The organism is Rhodopirellula baltica SH 1 (genome assembly GCF_000196115.1).
Classification (GTDB): domain Bacteria; phylum Planctomycetota; class Planctomycetia; order Pirellulales; family Pirellulaceae; genus Rhodopirellula; species Rhodopirellula baltica.
In genome coordinates this window covers 5,559,090-5,580,734 of the sequence record NC_005027.1, presented here as the reverse complement: position 1 = coordinate 5,580,734, position 21,645 = coordinate 5,559,090, and the positions used below count along the sequence as shown (strand labels likewise).

The window sequence follows — 21,645 nt, the reverse complement described above, 5'->3', positions numbered from 1 at the left end:
CAGAGAGTTGCCGCTTCGGCTGCCCATCCGTGACGTGGACGTGCAAACGATTGCGTGAAACCTGCAAAGAATTGCACGATTCAGTGCAGACCGTAGCGACCCATTTTGTAGTGGAGTGTCCGGACGCTGACACCGAGCCGCTTGGCCGTGTTTTCTCGATGAAAATCGCATTCGGCCAGAATGGTCGAGATCATCTCACGTTCGCAGTTTTCGACCGCTTCGCTGAGCGAGGCCGGCTGCGTCTTGACCCCTCGGTCCGTCATGGCCGGCTGCAAATCGGTGGGCAGTTCGTTTGAGTCTATCACGTCGCCGGTGTGAGTCACCACCAATCGCTCGACCAAATTGCGAAGCTGCCGGACGTTCCCCGGCCACTGGGCACCAACCAGCACACGCATGGCATCCGGAGCAATCTGCTTCATCGGGCGACCATGACGCGAACAGAAATGTTGAAGGAAGTGTTCGATCAACAAAGGGATGTCATCGCGACGCTGACGAAGCGACGGCACTTCGATCGGAATGACATTCAGTCGGTAGTAAAGATCCTCGCGAAAGGAACCGTCTTGAATCAACTCGGGCACCGATTTGTTGGTGGCGGAAACCACTCGCACGTCCGTTTCCAGCAACTTCTCTCCGCCGACACGCGTGAAGCGACGTGACTCCAACACCCTCAGCAAATCCACTTGGCTTTTCGCTGACATCTCCGTCACTTCGTCGAGAAACAAAGTCCCACCGGTCGCTTGCTCGAAACAGCCTGGCTTTTGCCGCGAAGCGCCGCTGAATGATCCTTTTTCGTGGCCAAACAACTCGCTCTCAAGAAGTGTCTCGGGCATCGCGCCCAGATTGACCGCCACGAATGGTCCACCGCTTCGGTCGCTCAAATCATGCAACGCTCGCGCCACCAGTTCTTTGCCCGAACCGCTCTCGCCCTGGATCATCACCGTGGCTTCGGTCGCGGCGACCTGTCGGATTTGATGAAATACGTCCTGCATCGCGGCACACTGACCGATGATGTTTGACAACTCACCGGCGTCGGCCAATCGAGTTCGCAAAGACTGGTTTTCTTGACGCAGCTCTCGGTGCTCTCGGGCTTTCCGAACCTGTTGCCGAACCAAATTCAAATCGAGCGGTTTGGAGATGAAATCAAACGCGCCGGCACGCATCGCATCGACGGCGGTTTCAACTGTGCCGTGGGCGGTGATGACGATGACGGCGACCTCCGGATCGATATGCCGAATTCGCCCCAGCAATTCGATCCCGTCCATGCCACCACCCAGCCGAACGTCGGCGATCACCAATTGGTAAACACCTGTTTCAAACGTTGCCAAACCTTGTTCAGCGTCGGCTGCGGTTTCGATTCGATCCGCTTCATTGACCAACCCCTTCTGAAGCCCCGAACGAATGTTGGGTTCATCATCGACGATCAGTACCGAAAATTCGCTGCGGTTCATGCTGATTGACTCAGTGGAAGGAGGACCGTGAACTCGGTACCCAATACGGAATGGTCGGAGTCGGGATTGGAGTTCTCAATCACCCGAAAATCGATGCTACCATCGTGCTGACGAACGATCTTGTCACACAAAGCCAGCCCCATGCCAGTGCCGTTGTTGCGAGTCGTGAAGTAAGGGTCAAAAATTTGGGACCGAATTTCTTCGGGAATACCGATGCCGTCGTCCCGCACATCGATCCGAACGAACTCGTCCTGGCGACTGAGCCGGAAGGTGAGCTTGCCTCCATCAGTCATCGCTGCCATTCCGTTTAGCGCCAAGTTCAGCAGGACTTGTTCGAGACCGACGGAATCGCCCTCAATCAGTCCCACCATTTCAGCGGGTAGCTGCACGTCCAGCTTCACCGATTGCTGCTCAGCCTGCGGACGCAGCAAACGCACCAATCGTTCAATCAAAATCGCCACGTCCACGGAAGTTCGACCGACTTGGTTGGTGGAGGCGTAGTTGCGGAACCCGTCCAAGACGTCGTTGATACGGCGGATCTCCGTGTGCAAAACGTCTAGCAGTTCGTCGACTTCCGCGTCCTGCGTGGTCGTTTCCAATCGTTCGCAAAGCAACTGGATATGCAGGGACAGGGCACTGAGCGGATTCTTGATCTCGTGCTGCAAACCTGCCGCGAGTGACCCCAACCCCATGTAACGTTCCATTCGGCGGAGACGTTCTTCCATCAAAGCCCGCTCCGACACGTCACGCACGTGCAGGACGGTGCCGATTTCCTCACCTCTGCGATTCCTCAACAGAGTGCATCCGGCTCGCAGCGTTTGACGATGGCCTTGATTGTCGAGGTTGTAATCACGGTCGCGAATCGGGTGATGATAGGTCGCGACGTCTTCGCGAATCTCGACGAGCAGTGAGTGCAGCTTCCCCAGCGACTCGAGCGTTCGTCCCAGATGATCTTCGTCGCAACTGACCAGCTGCTTTCCACTCGGGTTGATACTGGTCATCCGTCCGTTGCGATCGGTGGTGATCACTCCGGCATCCATGCTGGCCAGCACGTCCGCTGAATAAACTTTGACGTCTTCCAAAGTCCGTTCACTGGTCAGGTAACCTCGCACGACCCAAGCGAAAGCAATCGCGGTGCCGATCGTGTTGAGCCCCAACAGAACCAACAATCCGCCTTGTAGACTCAGTTCGCCTGACAGTTCGCGAGCCGCCTCGAGATCGCTCTTTGGCAAATGCTGGGTCAGTTTGGCGAAAATTTCTTGTTCATGATGCACGTGGTACAACATGGACGCGGTGACCGCGAATGCCGTCAGACTCAGCAGTGCCAGCACCGCTGCGAATCCCCTGACGCTGGGGCCATCGTGATTGTCAAACATCGAGATTGCGTGGTTGAAGGGTCATGTTCATTCGCGGCCAGCGTGCAATGCTTTGCACACATTTTGTGCAACATTCTGCACAACCTCGGGAAGAATCTAACGCGAGCGAAATGGAGTGAGCGAACAGAAAACTTCGTTTTTAACGCCGTTTAAGCTCGCCAGTCGCACTCGTTTTCACCCAGAACCGTCCTTGGCACAACACGTGCTTTCCCAACGACCTTCTGTTTTCTTGGACGCAACCGCAGAACTCGCTGTTTCCCATATGAACTGAAACTGACTTACAAAGCTCAATGAGCTCTGGCAACACGTCGAGCCAAAACCACTCACCAGTCAACAATCAGCCAACCCGTCTCAAATCACCGCTTCCCGCCCTTCACAAGGACACTCAACCAAACACTTCACATCAAGCCACAAACGTCCTGCAAGCAATCGAACACGCACGTCACTTCTTGCCTGCGCAGGGCCCTATCTCAGTATTTGTCCACCACAACACCCTGCACGCTTTCGAAGATCTGCCTTTCGAGAAAGCAGTGATCGAGGGTGGACGACGATTTGGTTGCGAACCCTATCTCAGCGAGGAACGCTACCACCAAGAGCTTTTGCGAGGTCGTATTAGCCGCGAGGATCTTCGCGAAGTCTTGATGGCTGACTTGCAGGATGACGCCGACAAATTGGTGGCGACATTTGGGACTCGCTACACGCTGCGTTTGTCAATGTTGCAGACCGAACTGCAACCCATGCCCGAATCAGGACTCAGTTGGGTCTTGGCCGAGAGCGAATTGTTGAAACGCTTTCGAGAGGAAGTTCCCGCGCCCTATCGCGAAAAAACAATCACCCAAACACGTGGTTGGGTGATGCGACATCTGGAACCGATCACCACGGACACCACATCGTCGAATCCGGCATCTCCGCTACCTGCTCCACTGCAGGATCGTTTAAAAGCGGCCGGTGAATCCCAAATCCATCGCTGGAATGATCAGCAATGGGAATCCTTCACCTTGCACGCGTTGTGGGAGACTTGCCAACAGGGCGTTGAGAAAGCAGAGGTTCAAACACCCAATACGGCAAGCAATGATTCGCTCCATCGATTGATGCGGGGTGAACTTGGCATTGATCTGAAGACGAAGATTGATGACGTCCTGATTCGTTTTTGTGGCTGCTTCCTCGACCAGGGGTTCGCGGATTGGAAGCTGCCCGAGCGGGAAAACGGCTTCGCCAAAGCGTTCGCCGATTTGTACTTGGGTCGGTGGGCGATCCGTGCGGACTGGATGAAACATGTCGACGCGTCGCTACGTGAAGTCCAGTCGCCGGATTGGGATGCCATCCAGAGCATTGAACAGTCGCTGGAACGAATGGGTATTTCGAACAATGAGTGCGAAGGTTTTCTGTCCGAGTGTCTGCTCTCGCTGAGAGGTTGGGCAGGAATGATTTGGCAGATGGAAACAAACGGTCCATTCTTAGCGAATCCAATCCCCGAGGGATCTCTCAACGAGTACTTGGCCATCCGTTTGATTTTGCTCGCGCACGCCATTGAGCACTTCGGCAAAGCCAAGTTCAACGTCGGAACCGCGAGCGAGATCCTTCGACTGGCGTTGAAATCGGCGGACGTCCGGTCCGCGTCCTCCGTGCGTTCCCGCACCCACACGGTATTTCAGCTGGCTCAATTGGGAGGCTGGACTCCCGAGCAGATGCTGAACATGTCGTCCGCTCAATGGCGATGCTTGATAACCGAAATCGAATCATTCGCGTCATTGGATCGCCGCCGGTTGTTGCATGCCGCCTACGAACGCCATTACGCCAACCAGGCGCTCGATGCGATTTCAATTCACTCTCGTCGCCGACGTGAGCTCGCGACAAATTCGCGACGACGTCCAGCTTACGCTGCGATTTTCTGCATCGACGACCGCGAAGAATCATTCCGGCGGCATCTAGAAGAGGTCGCTCCGGATTGCCGCACCGCATCGGCAGCCGGCTTCTTTGCCGTGGCGATGTACTACCAGGGTGCCGATCACGCAAGCTTCCGCCCTCTTTGTCCGGCGATCGTAAAACCACAACACTACGTCCGCGAAGAACCGTTGTTTTCTTCGATGGCCGCCGGTGAACGACGTGCTGTTCGGCGACGACGGCTGGGTTGGTTCGCTCACCAAGTTCATCAAAACTCACGGACGTTGATTGGCGGCTGGGTCACTGGTTTGTTTGGTGCCATCGCGACGGTGCCGATGGTCGCTCGCATCTTGGCACCTCGTTTGACATCGCAGATTCGCGAATCGATGGGAAGCTTGGTTCGTCCGCCAGCAACTGAGCTGCATCTCGAACGACTGGCCGATGCCCCTGGTTCCGATCCGGCGTCGATGGGTTACAGCCTCGATGAGATGTCCCAAATTGTCGTCCGCATATTGCAAGACATCGGCATGGTCGATGCCTTCCCACCCATCATCGTGTTCTTTGGTCATGGCAGCGGCAGCCTGAACAACCCGCACGAATCCGCTTACAACTGTGGTGCCTGCAGTGGAGGTCGTGGTGGCCCCAACGCGAGAGCATTCGCTGTGATGGCCAACGACCCTCGGGTGCGCCGCCGCGTTGCCGAACAGGGGATCGAACTGCCCGATGAAGTTCGCTTTGTCGGGGCCTATCACAACACCTGCAATGACGACGTCGACTACTACGATTTGGATCTCTTGCCGCGGTCACTTCGTGAGCTGTTCCGACGAATTGAATCGGATGTCATCGAAACGCGAGCCCGCAACGCTCACGAACGAGCCCGCCGATTTGAGTCGGCTCCATTGGATTTGACGCCTCAGGAAGCTCTCGAACATGTTGAGGAACGCGCAGAAGATTTGTCGCAAGCGCGACCGGAATACAACCACGCGACCAACGCATTGGTCACGGTGGGTCGACGTGACTGGTCGCGAGGTTTGTTCATGGATCGCAGAGCATTCGTGACCGAATACGACCCGACGGTGGATGACGAAAACGGACACATTCTCACTCGCATCTTGCAAGCTGCGATTCCGGTTTGCGGTGGCATCAGCTTGGAATACTACTTCTCGACGGTGGACGTTGAAGGTTACGGGTGTGGATCGAAGTTGCCGCACAATGTGGCGTCCATGGTCGGCGTCATGACAGGTGCGGCCAGCGATCTGCGACCGGGTCTCTCACAGCAAATGGTTGAGATTCACGAACCGATGCGAATTTTGTTTGTCATCGAAACCACTCCAGAGATGCTTAAAAAGATCATTTCCGAAAACGAAGGCATCCGGCGAATGGTCGAAGGCAACTGGGTTCAGCTCGCCATCCTCGATCCGTCGACCTACACCATCCAGAGATACATCGACGGACATTTTGAACCGCACGTGGTCACCGATCGTGAGATCCCAACGGTCCAGTCCTCGATGCATTGGTACAGAGGCCAACGTGACCACCTCGGGTTTGCGACCATTCAAGAATCTGAGATCAAAACGCCTGTGAGTTCATCCGAGTCCGACGCGAACACATCGGAGGTTTTGGTATGAACACACTGGACATTTTCTTTCATGTGCTGGGCACCGCCGTGGTTGCCAGCCCCGTGTTGCTGCTGGCGGTGATGGGGTTGACCTTGCTTTTCAATCGCCCGCTCAGCGAAACAGCGACGGTTCGGCTCACGCAAACATCGGTGTTGCTTGCTCTCATTCCTGCGATTGCGATTTTGATCGCGATGTTGGCGACGGGAATCCGAAACGTTCCGATCGAATTTGGGAATTGGGTGACGATTCCGGAACAAGCCTTTCACTTTCATTTGAAGTTCACCTTCGATCGACTGAGCATTCCGTTCTTGATGCTCTCGTGTGTGCTATGCGGCGTCGTCGGAGAGTTCACGCGGCGATACTTGCATCGCGAACAAGGCTTTGCTCGGTTCTTTTTGTTCTACGCGATCTTCTACTGCGGGATGGTCCTGTCTTCGCTGGCGGGCACCATTGAAACATTGTTTGTTGGATGGGAAATGGTGGGATTGTCGTCTGCCTTGCTGATCGCCTATTTCCACGAACGCGAAAATCCGGTTCGAAATGGACAACGCGTTTGGACGATCTATCGGCTCTCGGATGCCGCTTTGTTGATTGCCGCGATCACGATGCATCACATGGTCGGCGAAGGCGATTTCGGCGGTCTGATGAACTCAGGAATCTGGCCGGAAGGAACCGCGGCAGTGACTTCATCCCAGGCACTCTTGGTGGGCACGTTGTTGCTGATCGGTGCAGCAGGGAAATCGGCACTCTTTCCATTCAGCGGTTGGTTGCCGCGCGCGATGGAAGGGCCAACTCCGTCGAGTGCAATCTTCTACGGGGCTTTGTCGGTTCATTTGGGTGCCTATTTGTTGCTTCGTCTCAGCCCCTTGTTGGAAGCTTCACTCGCATTGCAAGTGATGGTCCTCTCACTCGGCGTCATTTCGGCCATCGGAGGCGCCTTGATGTCTCGGGTGCAAACCGATGTAAAAACGTCGCTCGCGTATGCGTCTCTGACTCAGGTCGGAATCATCGTCGTCGAAATCGGATTGGGCCTGCGTTACCTCGCGCTCATTCACATCATGGGGCATGCGACATTGCGAACGATGCAGTTGCTCAGGGCTCCAACCCTGCTTCGAGACTACAACGACCTCGAGAATAAAATTGGTTCTCGCTTGCAGCAACAACCTTGGTCAGGTGTGGGCTGGTTGCCAAAACCAGTCCAACGTTGGTGTTATCGATTCGGGTTTGACCGAGGCTTCATGGACATTGCCCTGGATCGTTGGATTGCGGGACCATTCGTGGGTTTCTTCCTCGCCTGCAATCGAACGGAAGAACGGATCACTCGTTTTCTCTCGCGGGAACCTGATTCCAACGTCGAAACCGATGAGTCTGGTTTTGACGACAACACGCCACAAGACATCTCCACCGCCGCATAGGGATCCCCATCGTTGTCTGAACTGCATTTTCCCTGGATCGAATGTTCGATTCTCGTTCCACTGCTCGGTGCCGTCTGGTTGCAACTCCGCAGCAACAGCGAACGCGCGTTGCGGGACACCGTTGTCATCTGCATCGTGACATTGTTGTTGACGATTGGCGAACTGGTCGACTTCACCATGGTCGGCGCATTCGAAGCTCACGACCACTGGCAATTTCTGAGCTGGATCTTTCCGCCGGATGTTTTCGTGATTGACGAACTGAGTGCATTTCAGCTTCCGTTGGCAGCGTTGATTTTCATGGTCATCGTGCTATCAACGCTTCGCACAAAGGCACCACGTTTCTCGCTTGAGTTGGCATTGATTTCAGAGTCGTTGGTGTTGGCAACGTTCAGTTGTCGCGCATCATGGGCATTAGTCGCGTTGTTGATCGCTTCCACCATTCCGCCTTTCTTGGAACTGCGACGTCGCCAGCGGTGCACACGGATTTATTGTTTGCACATGGGCCTGTTCGCTGGGTTGCTGGTCGTTGGTTATGGGTGGTTGACGCTGGTCGACTCCGGCACCACCGCCATTCTGATTCCAGGTGCGTTGCTGACCGCGGCGGGTCTGCTTCGAAGTGGCATTTTCCCGTTGCACTTGTGGATGACGGATCTGTTCGAAAAGGCCACCTTTGGCACCGCGATTTTGCACACAACTCCCTTGGTGGGTGCTTACGCGGTGATGCGATTGGTTTTGCCGATTGCTCCTTCGTGGGCGTTGCAAAGCATCGCGGTTTTATCCTTGTTCACGGCGGTGTATGCCGGTGCGATGGCGTTGGTGCAATCGGACGCTCGCCGAATGTTCTGCTTCTTGCTTCTGTCTCAGTCTTCGTTGATTTTGGTTGGACTGGAACTGGTCACGCCTACCGGACTGACCGGTGCGTTGAGCTTGTGGTTGTCGGTGGCCATGTCGCTGACCGGATTTGGGATCACGTTGCGATGCATCGAAGCAAGAATTTCTCGTTTTTCGTTGGACGAGTTCCACGGTCTCTACGCACAAATGCCGATGCTGGCAGGATTCTTTCTGCTGACCGGACTCGCATCAATTGGATTCCCTGCAACGATCGGGTTCGTTGGAATGGAACTACTGATCGAAGGCGCGGTCGAGGTTTACCCGTTGGTTGGGACGATGGTGGTGATCGCAACGGCGTTATGCGGCATCGCGGTGTTGCTCGCCTATTTCCGAGTATTCACCGGTCGCGAAAATCGAACTTTGGTTTCGATGCGGGCTCGCCCTGCTGAACGTTTCGCGATTCTGCTGCTGACGTTGTTGCTGCTTGGTGGCGGTTTGTACCCACAACCGGGAATCGCTTCGCGTTATCACGCCGCGAAGGAACTGACGCGTTTGCGCCACGACACTCCGCCTGATGGCGAACCAGCCAACGCCGCATCCCATGAACACTCATCCACAGCGGTGAACATACCCGAATGAAGTCTTGCTAGACTTTGGAACGGCGGGCACGCAAACGCTCGGTCGGCGCGAAATCATTGGCACGGCGGTTGAGCAGCGTGCCTCCGACGAGCAACGTTCCAACATCGGGCAATCAAAATTGAATCAGCGTGTTTTCCTGTGGAGTTTGACGTCGTCCTTGGCGGGGTTTTTGTTCGGCTTTGACACAGTCGTTATTTCCGGAGCTGAAAAAGCCATCCAGGGTCTGTGGGCGCTGGGTGATTTCCAACACGGTCTTGCTCTGAGCGCCGCGTTGTGGGGGACCGTCATCGGATCCTTGGTCGGCGGTTGGCCAACTGACAAATTTGGACGCAAAAAGACGTTGCTCTGGATCGGAATTCTGTACTTGGTTTCGGCGATCTGGTCAGGTTTCGCGACCGACGTTTTCTCGTTCATGATCGCTCGCTTCATCGGCGGCTTAGGCGTTGGAATTTCTACCGTCGCGGCTCCGCTATACATCTCTGAAATCTCGCCACCGAAACATCGCGGGACTTTGACTGGATTGTTTCAATTCAACATCGTCTTTGGAATCATGGTCGCGTTCGCGTCCAATTATCTGATTGGCACCTGGGGTAACGAGAATGCTTGGCGATGGATGTTGGCGGTGGAAGCGATCCCCGCTTTGATCTTCACCGTCATGTGCATTTCGTTGCCATCCAGCCCTCGATGGTTGATCGCGGTCAAGAAAGACCAAGCGGCCGGCATGTCGGTTCTGAAACAACTACGGCCAGATGCGTCCGATGAAGAGGTGCAAAGGACGGTCGATGAAATTGTCGCCTCTCTCCGTGCCGAGTCGGACCTGACTCCCGCGGAACCGTTTTGGAGCCGTCGACTATTCACTCCCATATCCATTGCATTCCTCGTCGCGTTTTTCAATCAGCTTTCTGGAATCAATGCCGTTCTATACTTCTCACCGCGAATTTTTGAATTGGCCGGTATGGGCGAACAAGCCGCTCTTTTGCAATCGATCGGCATTGGTATCACCAACCTGATCTTCACCTTTGTGGGCTTGTATTTGATCGACCGACTGGGTCGTCGCACGTTGCTACTGATTGGTTCGGCGGGCTACATCCTGTCGCTGGGGACGTGCGCCTACGCCTTTCAATCCGAAACATTTAGCATTGTTCCCGCATGCATTTTCGCCTTCATCGCATCGCACGCGATGGGGCAGGGTGCGGTCATTTGGGTGCTGATCTCAGAAGTCTTTCCCAACGAGCATCGTGCCGCGGGTCAATCGCTGGGAAGCTTCACGCACTGGATCTTTGCGGCATTGCTGACGCTTGTTTTTCCGGCCGTGGTGGAGACGTTTCATCCCGCTGCCATCTTCGGCTTTTTCTGCTTCATGATGGTCCTGCAAGGACTTTGGGTCATCACGATGTTGCCTGAAACCAAGGGCATCTCGCTGGAGCAAATGGAAGCAAAACTCGGAATCCGCGTTTAAGCGAACTCAGGCAATTTGGCCGCTGCACGCGGGCCGAATGGCGGTCTCGATCTTGCATTGATTGCGTCCGTTTTTCTTTGCGGCGTACAAGGCCAGGTCCGCTCGGCGAAAAGCAGAACGGCTGTCATCAGAAGCCAGCACACATGTGCCACCAACACTGACAGTCACCCTGATGTTTTCGGGGTGAAAGTCCAATCGCTCAATCGCCTTTCGATGTTGCTGCTGAAGCGTTCCGAGTTCATCAATCGACGTGTTTGTAAAGATGATTGCGAACTCCTCGCCACCGATCCGAGCCACCAGGTCACCGGGCCGGCTGATTTCACGAAGTTCTTGACCGACTTTGCAGATGACGTGGTCACCCAAATCGTGACCGCCGGAATCATTGATCGATTTAAAACAGTCAATGTCAACGATGGCAACGCAAAACGGAACACCGCTTTGTGAAAACAACTCCAACCGGGTTTGGAATTCAATATCACAGCGGCGTCGATTGGCGATTCCCGTCATCGAGTCGATGTGAGAAGCCTCTTGAAGTTCCAGCATTTGACGCTGACGCAGAATGGCATGGATCGTCAATCGCGTCAGCAAGTGATCCTTCAAGTCGTTCTTGGATAAGAAGTCTTGAGCGCCCGCTTCGATTGCGGCGAACCCGGTTTCGACTCGATCGTCGCCGGTTTGGACAACGATAGGAATCGATGTGACTCGTTCCCGAATCGCGCGGATTGATTGCAGTCCGCTGCTGTCAGGCAACCCTAAATCCAGCAGGACAACGTCGAAGTCCGATTGTTCGGTCTTTTCAAGAGCTTCACTGAGCGAACACGCTCGAACGATCTCGGCATCGAACATCGTGGAGCGTTGGAACACCCGTGTGATGAACATCGCATCCAAGTCATTGTCTTCGACCAACAACAAGCGAAGAGATTCGATGGGCATAGGTTGGGATCAGTCCGTGAAATGAGTGCCGAGTTTGAGATGACGTTCAAACGTAGGACACATTCGGGACTCCGTAGTCGCCTAACCCAGTAAACCCAGGAATTGATCAATTTCGGCGGGATCCGTGCAGAACGAGGTCACAAATCGGTACATCGCATGCCCCTCAGGTGGGTCCGTCGTGGAGTCATTCGGAGTCGGCCAGGGATAGAAACGGGCCCCCGCTGCTTGCAAGCTTTCTGCTCGCGATTTTTCCATCACCACGAACACTTCGTTTGTTTCGTTTTGCCAAGCGAGTTCCGCAGCGGAAGACTTCTCAATTCCATCGGCCAAACGCGATGCCATCCTATTTGCATGCCGAGCCAAGCCGAGCCAAAGATCGTCATCCAGGTAAGCGTGGAACTGAGCGGCGATAAAACGAGTCTTTGAAAACAGCTGCGCCGCTCGTTTCCGAATGAATGGCATTTGCTTGGCCAACTCAGGACGAAAGAAGATGATGGCTTCTGCACACCAGCAACCGTTCTTCGTACCGCCAAACGACAACACATCGACACCCGCTTTCCATGTCATCTCTGCGGGTGTCAGATCCAAATGGACGAGCGCGTTCGCGAAACGCGCACCGTCCATGTGAAGCGGCAACTTATGGTCATGGACGATGCCACTGATCTCTTTCAGCTGATCAACGTTGTATACCGTTCCCACTTCGGTCGCTTGCGTGATGCTGACCGCCATCGGTTGTCCATGGTGAACAAAATTGGGATCGAACCGCCGCAGTTGCTTTTGCAAGGCTCGCGGGCAAATCCTTCCCAGGTCTCCCGAGACGGGTGCCAGACGAGCCCCCGAGGTGAAGAATTCGGGGGCCCCACATTCATCTTCGATCAGATGAGCATCACGGTGGCAAAGCACAAAGCCACCCGGTCGGTTAACGGCGGACAGAGCCAACGAATTCGCGGCGGTACCGGTACCGACAAAAAAGACTTCCAGCTCGGTCTCGAACAAATCGTTGAAACGTTGTTCGAGTCGTTGATCCAAGTCGCTCGTCCCGTAGGCGGGCGACATCCCCTTCGCGTGGCGGCTCAAGGATTCCGCAATTGGATCGGCGGCACCGGCCCAATTGTCACTCGCAAAAAACATGAACCGATACCTCGCGAAAGTTTAGCGCATTAGAAAATCATCATCCCGCCACGCGGCTCATCGTATCGCTTTCTTGTGCCAACAAATAGTAGAACGTGACGCGACATTTTGACTTGTCGCCTTGCATGATCTTGCACACCTTCGCGATGGCTGCGTCGGCCTCTTCGGATGTCAAATCGAGGTTCACCGAACAGTAACCACGTTTGATGCTGGCCAGTTCTTCAGGGTCAGAGGCCGCGACGATTGCTGAGTCACGGTTCGCTAAAGCCAACCGCAGATGGTTGGCCAAAGATTCCACCGCGTCTTCGCTGGGATTGGGCACGTACTTTTTGACGTTGGCCATGTATTTTTCGATGTCCATCTGTCTCTACTTCATGGTTAAAAGGAGCGGAAGCGACCTCCCGTTTGTAGTGGACTGCGATCGTCAAAACAACCTTGCAAGCGATCGCTGTTAATTCCGCAACCACTGAACTAGATTGGTCGCTCCTATCACCCCCTCAAGGAGTCCTAACACCATGCAAGTGTGTAGATTACGTAAATTCCTTACGCTGCAAACAGTCTTTGCTTTGGCTGTCACAGCCACCTGGTGCGTCAGTGTCGCGGCCCAAAAACCAGACGCTGTGTTCACGGAAGCAAACGGGTTTTTGAAAGTCGAAGCGGAAGACTTTGCTTCACAAACCAACACCGACAAACGCGCCTTCTATTTGACAACCGCTGAATCGGCTCCTTCAGTCCAACCCGATGGAGATCCTTCTCACGCGTCCGATGCCAGTGGCGGGGCGTACCTGGAGATCTTGCCGGACACACGGCGAACACACGCGGACAAACTGATTCACGGAACCAACTTTTCGCCGCAACCCGGCAAAATGGCAGTGCTGACCTATCGGGTGAATGTCCAGACTCCTGGTCGTTACTACGTTTGGGTACGAGCCTATTCGACCGGCAGCGAAGACAACGGATTGCACGTCGGCATCGATGGCACCTGGCCTGAATCAGGGCAACGCCTGCAATGGTGTCAGGGAAAACACTCTTGGTACTGGGACAGCAAGCAACGAACTGAGGCTCAACACTGCGGTGAGCCCGGCAAGATCTTCCTCGACATTCATGAGCCCGGCGAACACAAAATTCACTTCTCCATGCGAGAAGATGGGTTTGAGTTCGACCAATGGTTGATGACGACCGACAGCAGTTTCCAACGACCTCCGGCCGGTAAGTCGAACAAGCCGAAGGAAAATGCGACCACGCAAGTCCTTTCGCTTCCGGCGAAGGAGTTTGAATTCAAATCCGGTGGTTACTACTTGGACCAAGGCAAATGGTTGGCAATCAATCCTGATCGCAATCAATCCGCTGCTGCGAAGAAGGTCTTTCCTTTTCCCAGTGGACGTTACGACGTCACTTTGAAGGCGGTGGGTGAGAACGACGGTCAATCCACCTACTCGGTATCGGCTGACAAAGAGTCGATTGGTTCCTTCACTTGTCCGATGGCGGACCAAACCTTTGCCGAAGGCAAACAATTCCACCAAACATTTGCGAACGTTCAGATCACCGAAGGAGCTGAACTGGAAGTCGCTTCGAAGATCGCATCAGCGGATGGAGCAGAATACAGCCGGGCCCGTTGGAGCGAATTGACATTTACTCCAGCCAACGAAGCGACCGCGAAGGCGGCAGCCAATTTCGCGAAAGAGAATCACCTCGTTGCCGCGAAGACTTCTGCTGAGTCCAACGACCGCACCGGCAGCCCCACCAAACCGGTCAGTGATCAACCTCTACAAATGCCTCGCGAAAAAGACGGCGACGGTAGCGTTCAGGTCACCGGTGAAAAACGCATGTGGCACAAGGTCACCGTCACTCTCAACGGTCCCTACGCTCACGAGCAAGACAACACTCCGAACCCATACTTGGATCATCGGATGGAAGTCGAATTCAAACATGAAAGCGGCAAGCAATATTTGGTACCGGGATACTTTGCCGCCGATGGAAATGCTGCCAATACATCGGCTGAATCGGGCACCCAGTGGCGAGCTCACTTTGCTCCTGACGAAACGGGCGAGTGGACTTACACCGTTCATTTCGCGACTGGAAAAGATGCTGCGATCGATCGCGATGCATCGGCCAAAACGGTGGCTGCATTCAACGGAAAGACCGGAACGTTCAATGTCGCAAAGACGAACAAATCCGGACGTGACTTCCGTGCACATGGTCGACTTCGATACGTCAACCAATCGCACCTCCAATTCGCGGGCACCGGCCAGTATTTCCTCAAAGCTGGTGCGGACGCTCCAGAAACGCTGCTTGGTTATGCTGAATTCGATGGAACCGTCGCTGGCAAACCCGGCAAGGTTCCTTTGAAGAAATATGAACCGCACCTTGGCGATTGGCGTCGTGGTGATCCGACCTGGAAAGACGGACAAGGCAAGGGTTTGATCGGTGCGGTCAACTACCTTTCATCAAAGGGCTGCAATGCATTTTCATTCCTGACCTACAACGCGGGTGGCGACGGCGACAACGTTTGGCCTTTCATTCAGCGTGATGACAAACTTCACTATGATTGCAGCAAGCTGGATCAGTGGGGCATCGTCTTTGACCATGGAACTGAAAACGGCATGTACCTGCACTTCAAGTTGCAGGAAACCGAGAACGATGACCATCGGCAAGGGCAAAAGGCCAAAGGCTTCAAACCTGAATCGCTCGATGGTGGCAAACTCGGGTCACAGCGAAAGCTGTATTTGCGAGAGATCATCGCTCGCTTCGGTCACAACTTGGCATTGAACTGGAACCTCGCCGAAGAAACGACGCAAACCACCGACGAACACCTCGCGATGTTGAACTACATCGAAGAGATGGATCCGTACGGTCATCATCGTGTCTTGCACACTTACCCGGGTGAGCAAGACAAGAAGTACGATCCGTTGCTTGGTGACAAGTCGAATCTGACAGGTGTGTCGCTGCAAAACAGCCACATCAAAGACACTCACTGGCAAACCGTGAAGTGGAGCGAGAAAGCCCGTGAGGCTGGAAAACCTTGGGTGGTTGCCTTTGACGAGTCTGGATCGGCCGCTCACGGTCAGTGCCCCGACCTTGGTTACCGTGGCTACGACGGTCGCGACAAGACTGGCAAGATGACCTACACCCAACATGAAGTCCGCAAGCAAACGCTGTGGGGTAACTTCATGGGTGGCGGCGGCGGAGTCGAATACTACTTCGGCTACCAATACGACGAGAATGATCTCGGCTGCGAAGATTGGCGCAGTCGCGATCAAAGCTGGGACGCTTGCCGAGTCGCCATCGAGTTCTTCCAAAACAACGCAGTTCCGTTTTGGGAGATGGTCAACGCAGACGAGTTGGTGGGCAATGAAAAGCACGACAACTCGAAGTACTGCTTGGCGAAAGCTGGCGAAGCGTACGTGGTCTACTTGCCCAATGGTGGCACCACTTCGATCGATTTGAGTGATGCCGACGGTGAGTTCCAAGTTCATTGGTACAACGCTCGCATCGGCGGCGATCTTCAATCGGGATCCGTCAAAACGGTTTCCGGTGGTGGTTCCGTTGAGATCGGACAGCCTCCCGCGGATGCGGATCAGGACTGGGCGGTGTTGCTACGGAAGTAGTTCACCCTGAACAATCCGAATGGCCCGGCGCAGTTGCGCCGAGGCCATTTTTTTTGCGCGGTCATCAACTCGAAGCAACAACGTCATGATCGGCTCACCGATTGCAACTCGGGTACGTTCAGTAGGAAGGTCAGCGAGTTCGATGATGATTGATTCGGCACACAATCGCCTTCGAATCCTACCAACGTCGACGACACCTTCTCGATTGGCGAACACGATTCGCTTGTTCCACTGAGTGCGAACAATTGGCGAAGACCAAACCGCTGTTTGTGAATCCCCATCAAATCGGCTCGTTGAGTCACCACCATCGATCGCCTCCATGTGCATTCGCATCAACGAATCATCCGGGGCCAACCAACCAGCATCCGTTGCCCAGCGCTCGATCACTTCGCACGACGCACTCGGACGTGCGTTCAGTTCCAGCAACCACCATCGCCCGGATGCGTCGCGAATGAAATCGAGGTTGAACAACCCACGAAGCGAAAACGATTTTGCGACTTGTTCACTCAGTGTTTGCAAATGACGCCAGGGTACGTCACTGACACCGGCGTCTCCAATTCGTGACACCGGACCGCGAGAGCCGGAATAAACAAACGGCCGATCATCGAACCTTTGGTGCAGCCCAACGGTGATCCCCAATATGCGTGTTTGGTCGGCACTGGCAATTGCCACCAACCCGTACGAACGCCCGGCCACGCGTTGTTGCATCCATCCATCGCTTGTCTTCGAATTTGACATATTGGATGGCGCCACCGAACGAACTCCCATTCCGCCGGTGGAGTTCGTCTCCTTCCAAAGCCAGTGAATGGGTCGCCCCGACGTCTGGGCAATCAGATCGCCGACGACAACGACACCATCATTCGCACCGGTCAAGCTGCATCGACCAGCGGAGCATTGATAGGTGATCGGAGTTGCGACGGGGAATTCGCCGCAATCCGATCCGGCGGCGATTTCACGAACAATTGCTTGCAAACGATTCCATCGTTGCCAAGGTTTTCCCCCGCCAGGAACCTGGAGCCCGCCGACATGAATTGTGCGAGCGGCATGCAAATTCGCGACTGATTGGATCTGTTGCGAAAGATTTTCCTGGGAATCTTCGCCAGTCTGAAAAGGATGAAATTGGTCGCAAACCATTCGGGTGTCAGAATCGCCAAACCAATCCAGACCGATGACCCGTGAATTTGGCATGCCACGACGCAGTGACTGCGCAGCCCAGCGGACAGACGCCCCCGCCAGCAGAATCGCGGGGCGGTTTTCACCGTCGCGGGGGTTTGTTACCGTTTCGAGCCTGCCCGACCCACCCATCGCCATTGGTGTGTTCATCCTGCGTGTGGGGTAAGGACCATGTGTTCCCACCGGTAACTCTTTGGGCGTTTGTTTCCCCTCTCCAAAGGCATCTTGTCATGCAATTCCACATTGGTGAATCCCTCGTCGGTGACGGCAACGAAATTTCTCACATCGATCTCATGATCGGCAGCAAGGACGGACCTGTTGGCATGGCGTTCGCCAACGCTCTGGCCAACCAAAGCGAAGGTCACACCAACCTGTTGGCCGTTCTCGAGCCCAACGTTGCCGTCAAGCCATCGACCGTGATGGTGACCAAGGTCACGATCAAAGGAATGAAGCAAGCCGTCCAAATGTTCGGACCTGCTCAAGCCGCCGTTGCACAAGCTGTTGCCGATGCCGTCAGCGAAGGCATCATTCCAAAGGACCAGTGCGAAGATCTGGTTTGCGTCTGCGGCGTGTTCATTCACCCAGCGGCCGAAGATGACGAAAAGATCTACAAGTACAACTACGAAGCCACCAAGGACGCTCTGAAGTCGGCTATGCAAGGCAAGCCATCGGCAGACGACATGTTGGCGAAGAAGGACACCGCCGCTCACCCATTCAAGGGATTCTGAGCCAAAGCTTTTGTCCAAAGCAAACGACGAACAAGCTTCGGGTGAGAACCCGAAGCTTTTCTTTTGCCTTCAAAGAAGTTTCCCTCACCAGCAACGGTCGCGACGATGTCTAAGAAAATCCTTCTTCAACTGGACGTGGATCCTCATCCCAGTTCGTTCGATTCGGTGGTCGCGGTGGATGCGGGCGTCGATCACTTGCTTCAGTACGGCAACGTACAGAGCGAAGCGGTCGAGTCGCTGGTCCACGGAGCGATGTTCACCCGGGGCGGCGACGACCTGAAGAATTCGGCTCTGTTCATCGGTGGAAACGACGTCGTGAAAGCCGAAGCGATCTTTCGCAGTGTCCAAAAGGCATTCTTTGGGCCCGTCCGTGTGTCGGTGATGTTGGACGCATCGGGATGCAACACGACCGCCGCCGCTGCGGTTGCCTCCGCCTCCAAGCACGTGTCTCTAAACGGATGCACGGCGGTGGTCCTGGGAGGCACCGGTCCGGTTGGCCGTCGTGTCGCACAAATGCTGGCACGGCAAAACGCCGACGTGTTGCTGACAAGCCGATCGCTCAACCGTGCCGAGATCGCCTGCAAAGAAATCGGCGAGCACGTCAACTCGGGCAACCTCGAAGCTGCCGCTCCCGAAACCCCAGATGACTTCAGAGCTTTGCTGGAACGAGCCGATGTGATTATCGCCAGCGGAGCCGCCGGCGTGGAGTTGGCTTCGAAGGAGTTGATCGACAGTTTGTCCAAGCTACGAGTTGCCATCGACCTCAACGCGGTGCCACCCGCCGGACTCGGAGGCGTCGAAGCGTTCGACAAAGCCAAGCTGCTTCATGAAGGGGACGAGGATGGTCCCGTGGCGTATGGTCCGATCGGTGTCGGCGGTTTGAAAATGCGGACTCACAAAGCCGCAATCGCCAAACTCTTCACCTCGAACTCTCTAGTTTTAGACGCCGACGAAATCTACGACTTGACGATCGAACAAATGAATCGTTGAGCGTCGAGACGCGAGCACGACACCTGTAGCGACGAAAAAAGGCGAGTCCCGAAAGACTCGCCTTTTTGATGCATTGGCAGGTTCGCGAGAACCGTTTGCAGATGAGCGTTTAAAGTTCGCGAGCGTAGGTCGGGTTCCAACGAACACGGTGCGAGATGTTACGAATGCTAGCGGGTTGGCCGTACGTTCCACGGCGTTTCCAATTGGCTTCTCGGTCACCCAATTCTGGTTGCTCGACTTCATCCGAATCTTTTGGATCGAACAAGTAATCGTAGCTGTCAGGCAGATCGCTCTCGGAGTCGGGCTCAGGAGCTCCAAACTCAACTTTGCCCATGGTCGACTTTGGTTCGGATTCATCCGATTGATACGGAGCTTCAAGTTCCGTTTCTTCCGAATCCAAAACGGGTCGCGAGCTAATCACCGAACCAGGCTCGGTGATGATTGACGAACTGGGATAGCTCGACGAGTAAGGAACCGAGTCAACGATTGGATGGAACGATGAATATCCACTCGTGATTGCTGGACTGAAAGGGTCGACGTATGACAACGGAACCCGTTCAACCACGGTTCGCGGAACCATTTGCTGCACTTGATACTTTTGGTATCGCGGAACCGACACAGGTCGGCGAACCACTTGCACGACTTCCTCTTGCTCGTAGTACTTCACCGTGATCGGTTCACGACGAGTCTTGTAGACGACGCGATTCGTTTGAACCGGTACTTTGCGAACCACTTCTTCGGCTACCCAACGTTTGCTTTGCACCGGCACTTTACGAGTGGACGTTTCCGTCACGGGACGCTGAACGATGTAGGGCACTTTCCGCACGGTGGTTTGTGGAACCATTTTGGTCGTTTGCACGGGAACGTTCTGCGTGACCATTTCGGTTTGCATCCGTTGGACGGTAACGGGAACGTTTTGAGTCACCATTTCCGACTGCATCCGAGTCACTTGGATCGGACGTTGGACTTGCTGAACTTCCGGCACGTACTGCGTCTGAGCAATCTGTTGATTGACGTAGTTCGGACGATAAACCATTTGCGTTTGGACCTGCGGCGGTGTGACCACGGGGACCGCGGTCGCGGCACCTCGAGGGTACGCCAGCAATCCGAGCGGCCCAGGTTGATAGTAGGCTCGCGGGTTCCAACCCAAACCGTATTGCAGTTGGCTTGGGGTAACGGTCGTCTGCGGCACATAACCACCGGCGTCGACCGTTTGTTGTTGCACAGTGGTGACGGGTCGATAGGAAGTGACTTGCTGCGTCTGCAATTGGGTCTCAGTCACAGGCCGTTGAACCATGTACTGCTTTTGAACCATTTGCGTTTCGGTGACCGGACGCTGCACTTGGTATTGCTGCTGGTACATCTGCGTTTCGGTCACGGGACGGTACGTCGTGACACGTTCTTCGCGCTCCGCCGTCTCATTGACGTAGCGAGTTTGTGTCACGGTTTCTTCCCGGTACGAAGTCTCCGTGACCGGTTTATAAATCGTGTAGCGTTCTTCGCGGAACGAGGTTTCGGTCACCGTTTCCGGGACGGTGATCTCACGTTCTTCGACACGAGTTTTCAGGACGGGCCGATAGCTTTTGACCTCTTCTTCGACGTACTGCGTCTCGTAGGTCAATCGTGTTCGCTCGACCAACTCGGGCTGCATGATCGTTTGGGACTGCAAGCGATATTGCGGCGTGAAGCAGCATGCATCCTGAGCCGATGCGGTGCCGGCTGCCAGCAAGCAACTCAGTGCCGAGAGCTTGGCAAATTTCGATGACAGAACAGTGTGATTCATGCGTTCATTCAAACAGAGGTCTTTGAGGCGAAGGCCGATACGAGTCGAAACGGTCATGGTGGCATGTCTCAAAAAGGAAAACCTGGGTGGGACACCGAGATCTCAATGCTTCGAGACGACAGGTGTACAGACCCACGGGTCACAGCCGGATTGTTGCAATGACGCACCCAAAGGAAAGGGCGAACCATCGGCGCGGCAGGCATCCTTGGGGCCAAAACAGCCGCACAAATAAGAGTAGGCAAGACTTAAGCCATTTGCAGAAAAAACCCGTGAAAAACGACACTTTTGCGACCTCCCCGGGGTGGCAGCTTCGCTATTTTGCCGAGACCGTCTCGCCAAACACACAGGTGTTGCATTTTCGCAACATCGCACAATCCACCCAAGCCTCCCGTTCGTTCAGGGCATCATTTTCGATCGACATCGCATCCGAACATCGAAACAGCAGCAAGAAGGCATCCAGAAGCGTAAGAGTCCCGTTCGCTGATCGGATTGCTGCTCCCGTCGCTTCCGCGTGAAGGACAAGTTACTTTGTGAGCCAAGATTTGACTGTTCTTCTTTTGCCCGCCGCCGGACCTCATTGCCTTCCGTTGCGTCGTCTGTCAGCGGGCCCCCACCGATCACTTCCCCG

At 54.8% G+C, this 21,645-nt stretch carries 14 protein-coding genes; 7 read left to right on the top strand and 7 right to left on the bottom strand.

Features of this window, described 5'->3' with window-relative positions; translation table 11 throughout:
- Positions 1–80 precede the first annotated feature (80 nt).
- Both RB_RS21315 and RB_RS21310 read right to left on the bottom strand, forming a co-directional pair.
- On the bottom strand, positions 81–1,448 hold the full coding sequence (locus RB_RS21315) for a sigma-54-dependent transcriptional regulator (protein WP_011122716.1): 1,368 nt from the start codon (positions 1,446–1,448) through the stop codon (positions 81–83).
- The gene (locus tag RB_RS21310) at positions 1,445–2,824 is read right to left on the bottom strand and encodes a two-component system sensor histidine kinase NtrB (protein WP_011122715.1); all 1,380 of its coding nucleotides are present in this window, start codon (positions 2,822–2,824) and stop codon (positions 1,445–1,447) included. Before RB_RS21310 ends, RB_RS21315 begins: the two co-directional genes overlap by 4 nt.
- 290 nt (positions 2,825–3,114) lie before the next feature.
- Here RB_RS21310 and RB_RS21305 point away from each other — a divergent pair, with 290 nt between their 5' ends.
- The 4 genes from RB_RS21305 (at position 3,115) to RB_RS21290 (ending at position 10,671) form a co-directional block, all read left to right on the top strand.
- Positions 3,115–6,336: a DUF2309 domain-containing protein gene (locus tag RB_RS21305; RefSeq protein ID WP_011122713.1), complete on the top strand. Its 3,222-nt coding sequence runs from the start codon at positions 3,115–3,117 to the stop codon at positions 6,334–6,336.
- Positions 6,333–7,742 carry a proton-conducting transporter transmembrane domain-containing protein gene (locus RB_RS21300; RefSeq protein ID WP_011122712.1) on the top strand — a complete coding sequence of 470 codons (1,410 nt, stop codon included), beginning with the start codon at positions 6,333–6,335 and terminating at the stop codon, positions 7,740–7,742. The genes RB_RS21305 and RB_RS21300 overlap by 4 nt, the downstream gene beginning before the upstream one ends.
- 12 nt (positions 7,743–7,754) lie before the next feature.
- Positions 7,755–9,212: a proton-conducting transporter transmembrane domain-containing protein gene (locus RB_RS21295; protein ID WP_011122711.1), complete on the top strand. Its 1,458-nt coding sequence runs from the start codon at positions 7,755–7,757 to the stop codon at positions 9,210–9,212.
- 118 nt (positions 9,213–9,330) lie between these two features.
- Positions 9,331–10,671 (top strand): sugar porter family MFS transporter, encoded by a 1,341-nt coding sequence (locus RB_RS21290; protein WP_007326312.1) that lies wholly within the window; start codon positions 9,331–9,333, stop codon positions 10,669–10,671.
- A 6-nt stretch (positions 10,672–10,677) separates the two neighbouring features.
- Here RB_RS21290 and RB_RS21285 read toward each other — a convergent pair whose 3' ends face one another.
- From RB_RS21285 to RB_RS21275, 3 genes are all read right to left on the bottom strand, one after another.
- On the bottom strand, positions 10,678–11,604 hold the full coding sequence (locus RB_RS21285) for a GGDEF domain-containing protein (protein WP_011122709.1): 927 nt from the start codon (positions 11,602–11,604) through the stop codon (positions 10,678–10,680).
- An 81-nt stretch (positions 11,605–11,685) separates the two neighbouring features.
- Complete coding sequence (locus RB_RS21280) at positions 11,686–12,735, bottom strand: threonine aldolase family protein (RefSeq protein WP_007326310.1); 1,050 nt, start codon at positions 12,733–12,735, stop codon at positions 11,686–11,688.
- Between the two features lie 40 nt (positions 12,736–12,775).
- On the bottom strand, positions 12,776–13,078 hold the full coding sequence (locus RB_RS21275) for a DUF2853 family protein (protein ID WP_231845853.1): 303 nt from the start codon (positions 13,076–13,078) through the stop codon (positions 12,776–12,778).
- A gap of 277 nt (positions 13,079–13,355) precedes the next feature.
- Between RB_RS21275 and RB_RS21270 the strand changes: the two genes are divergently transcribed.
- The gene (locus RB_RS21270) at positions 13,356–16,343 is read left to right on the top strand and encodes a DUF5060 domain-containing protein (RefSeq protein ID WP_164922984.1); all 2,988 of its coding nucleotides are present in this window, start codon (positions 13,356–13,358) and stop codon (positions 16,341–16,343) included.
- Here the strand turns inward: RB_RS21270 and RB_RS21265 are convergent.
- On the bottom strand, positions 16,332–17,666 hold the full coding sequence (locus tag RB_RS21265) for an ATP-grasp domain-containing protein (RefSeq protein ID WP_164922320.1): 1,335 nt from the start codon (positions 17,664–17,666) through the stop codon (positions 16,332–16,334). The two genes, RB_RS21270 and RB_RS21265, sit on opposite strands and share 12 nt — an antisense overlap.
- Before the next feature lie 80 nt (positions 17,667–17,746).
- On the opposite strand from RB_RS21265, the gene fae reads away from it, so the two are divergent.
- Positions 17,747–18,244, top strand: a complete 498-nt coding sequence (fae, locus tag RB_RS21260; RefSeq protein WP_007326305.1) for a formaldehyde-activating enzyme — start codon at positions 17,747–17,749, stop codon at positions 18,242–18,244.
- A gap of 63 nt (positions 18,245–18,307) precedes the next feature.
- Positions 18,308–19,234 carry an NADP-dependent methylenetetrahydromethanopterin/methylenetetrahydrofolate dehydrogenase gene (locus tag RB_RS21255; RefSeq protein WP_011122705.1) on the top strand — a complete coding sequence of 309 codons (927 nt, stop codon included), beginning with the start codon at positions 18,308–18,310 and terminating at the stop codon, positions 19,232–19,234.
- Between the two features lie 109 nt (positions 19,235–19,343).
- Here the strand turns inward: RB_RS21255 and RB_RS21250 are convergent, their stop codons facing one another.
- Positions 19,344–21,074, bottom strand: a complete 1,731-nt coding sequence (locus tag RB_RS21250) for a hypothetical protein (protein WP_007337241.1) — start codon at positions 21,072–21,074, stop codon at positions 19,344–19,346.
- Positions 21,075–21,645 lie beyond the last annotated feature (571 nt).

Excerpts from the sequence above, each read along its gene's own strand:
- RB_RS21315 (WP_011122716.1), bottom strand. The coding sequence starts at position 1,448 with ATGAACCGCAGCGAATTTTCGGTACTGATCGTCGATGATGAACCCAAC.
- RB_RS21305 (WP_011122713.1), top strand. The coding sequence starts at position 3,115 with ATGAGCTCTGGCAACACGTCGAGCCAAAACCACTCACCAGTCAACAAT.
- fae (WP_007326305.1), top strand. The coding sequence starts at position 17,747 with ATGCAATTCCACATTGGTGAATCCCTCGTCGGTGACGGCAACGAAATT.
- RB_RS21285 (WP_011122709.1), bottom strand. The coding sequence starts at position 11,604 with ATGCCCATCGAATCTCTTCGCTTGTTGTTGGTCGAAGACAATGACTTG.
- RB_RS21280 (WP_007326310.1), bottom strand. The coding sequence starts at position 12,735 with ATGTTTTTTGCGAGTGACAATTGGGCCGGTGCCGCCGATCCAATTGCG.
- RB_RS21250 (WP_007337241.1), bottom strand. The coding sequence starts at position 21,074 with ATGACCGTTTCGACTCGTATCGGCCTTCGCCTCAAAGACCTCTGTTTG.
- RB_RS21265 (WP_164922320.1), bottom strand. The coding sequence starts at position 17,666 with ATGAACACACCAATGGCGATGGGTGGGTCGGGCAGGCTCGAAACGGTA.
- RB_RS21300 (WP_011122712.1), top strand. The coding sequence starts at position 6,333 with ATGAACACACTGGACATTTTCTTTCATGTGCTGGGCACCGCCGTGGTT.
- RB_RS21275 (WP_231845853.1), bottom strand. The coding sequence starts at position 13,078 with ATGGCCAACGTCAAAAAGTACGTGCCCAATCCCAGCGAAGACGCGGTG.
- RB_RS21310 (WP_011122715.1), bottom strand. The coding sequence starts at position 2,824 with ATGTTTGACAATCACGATGGCCCCAGCGTCAGGGGATTCGCAGCGGTG.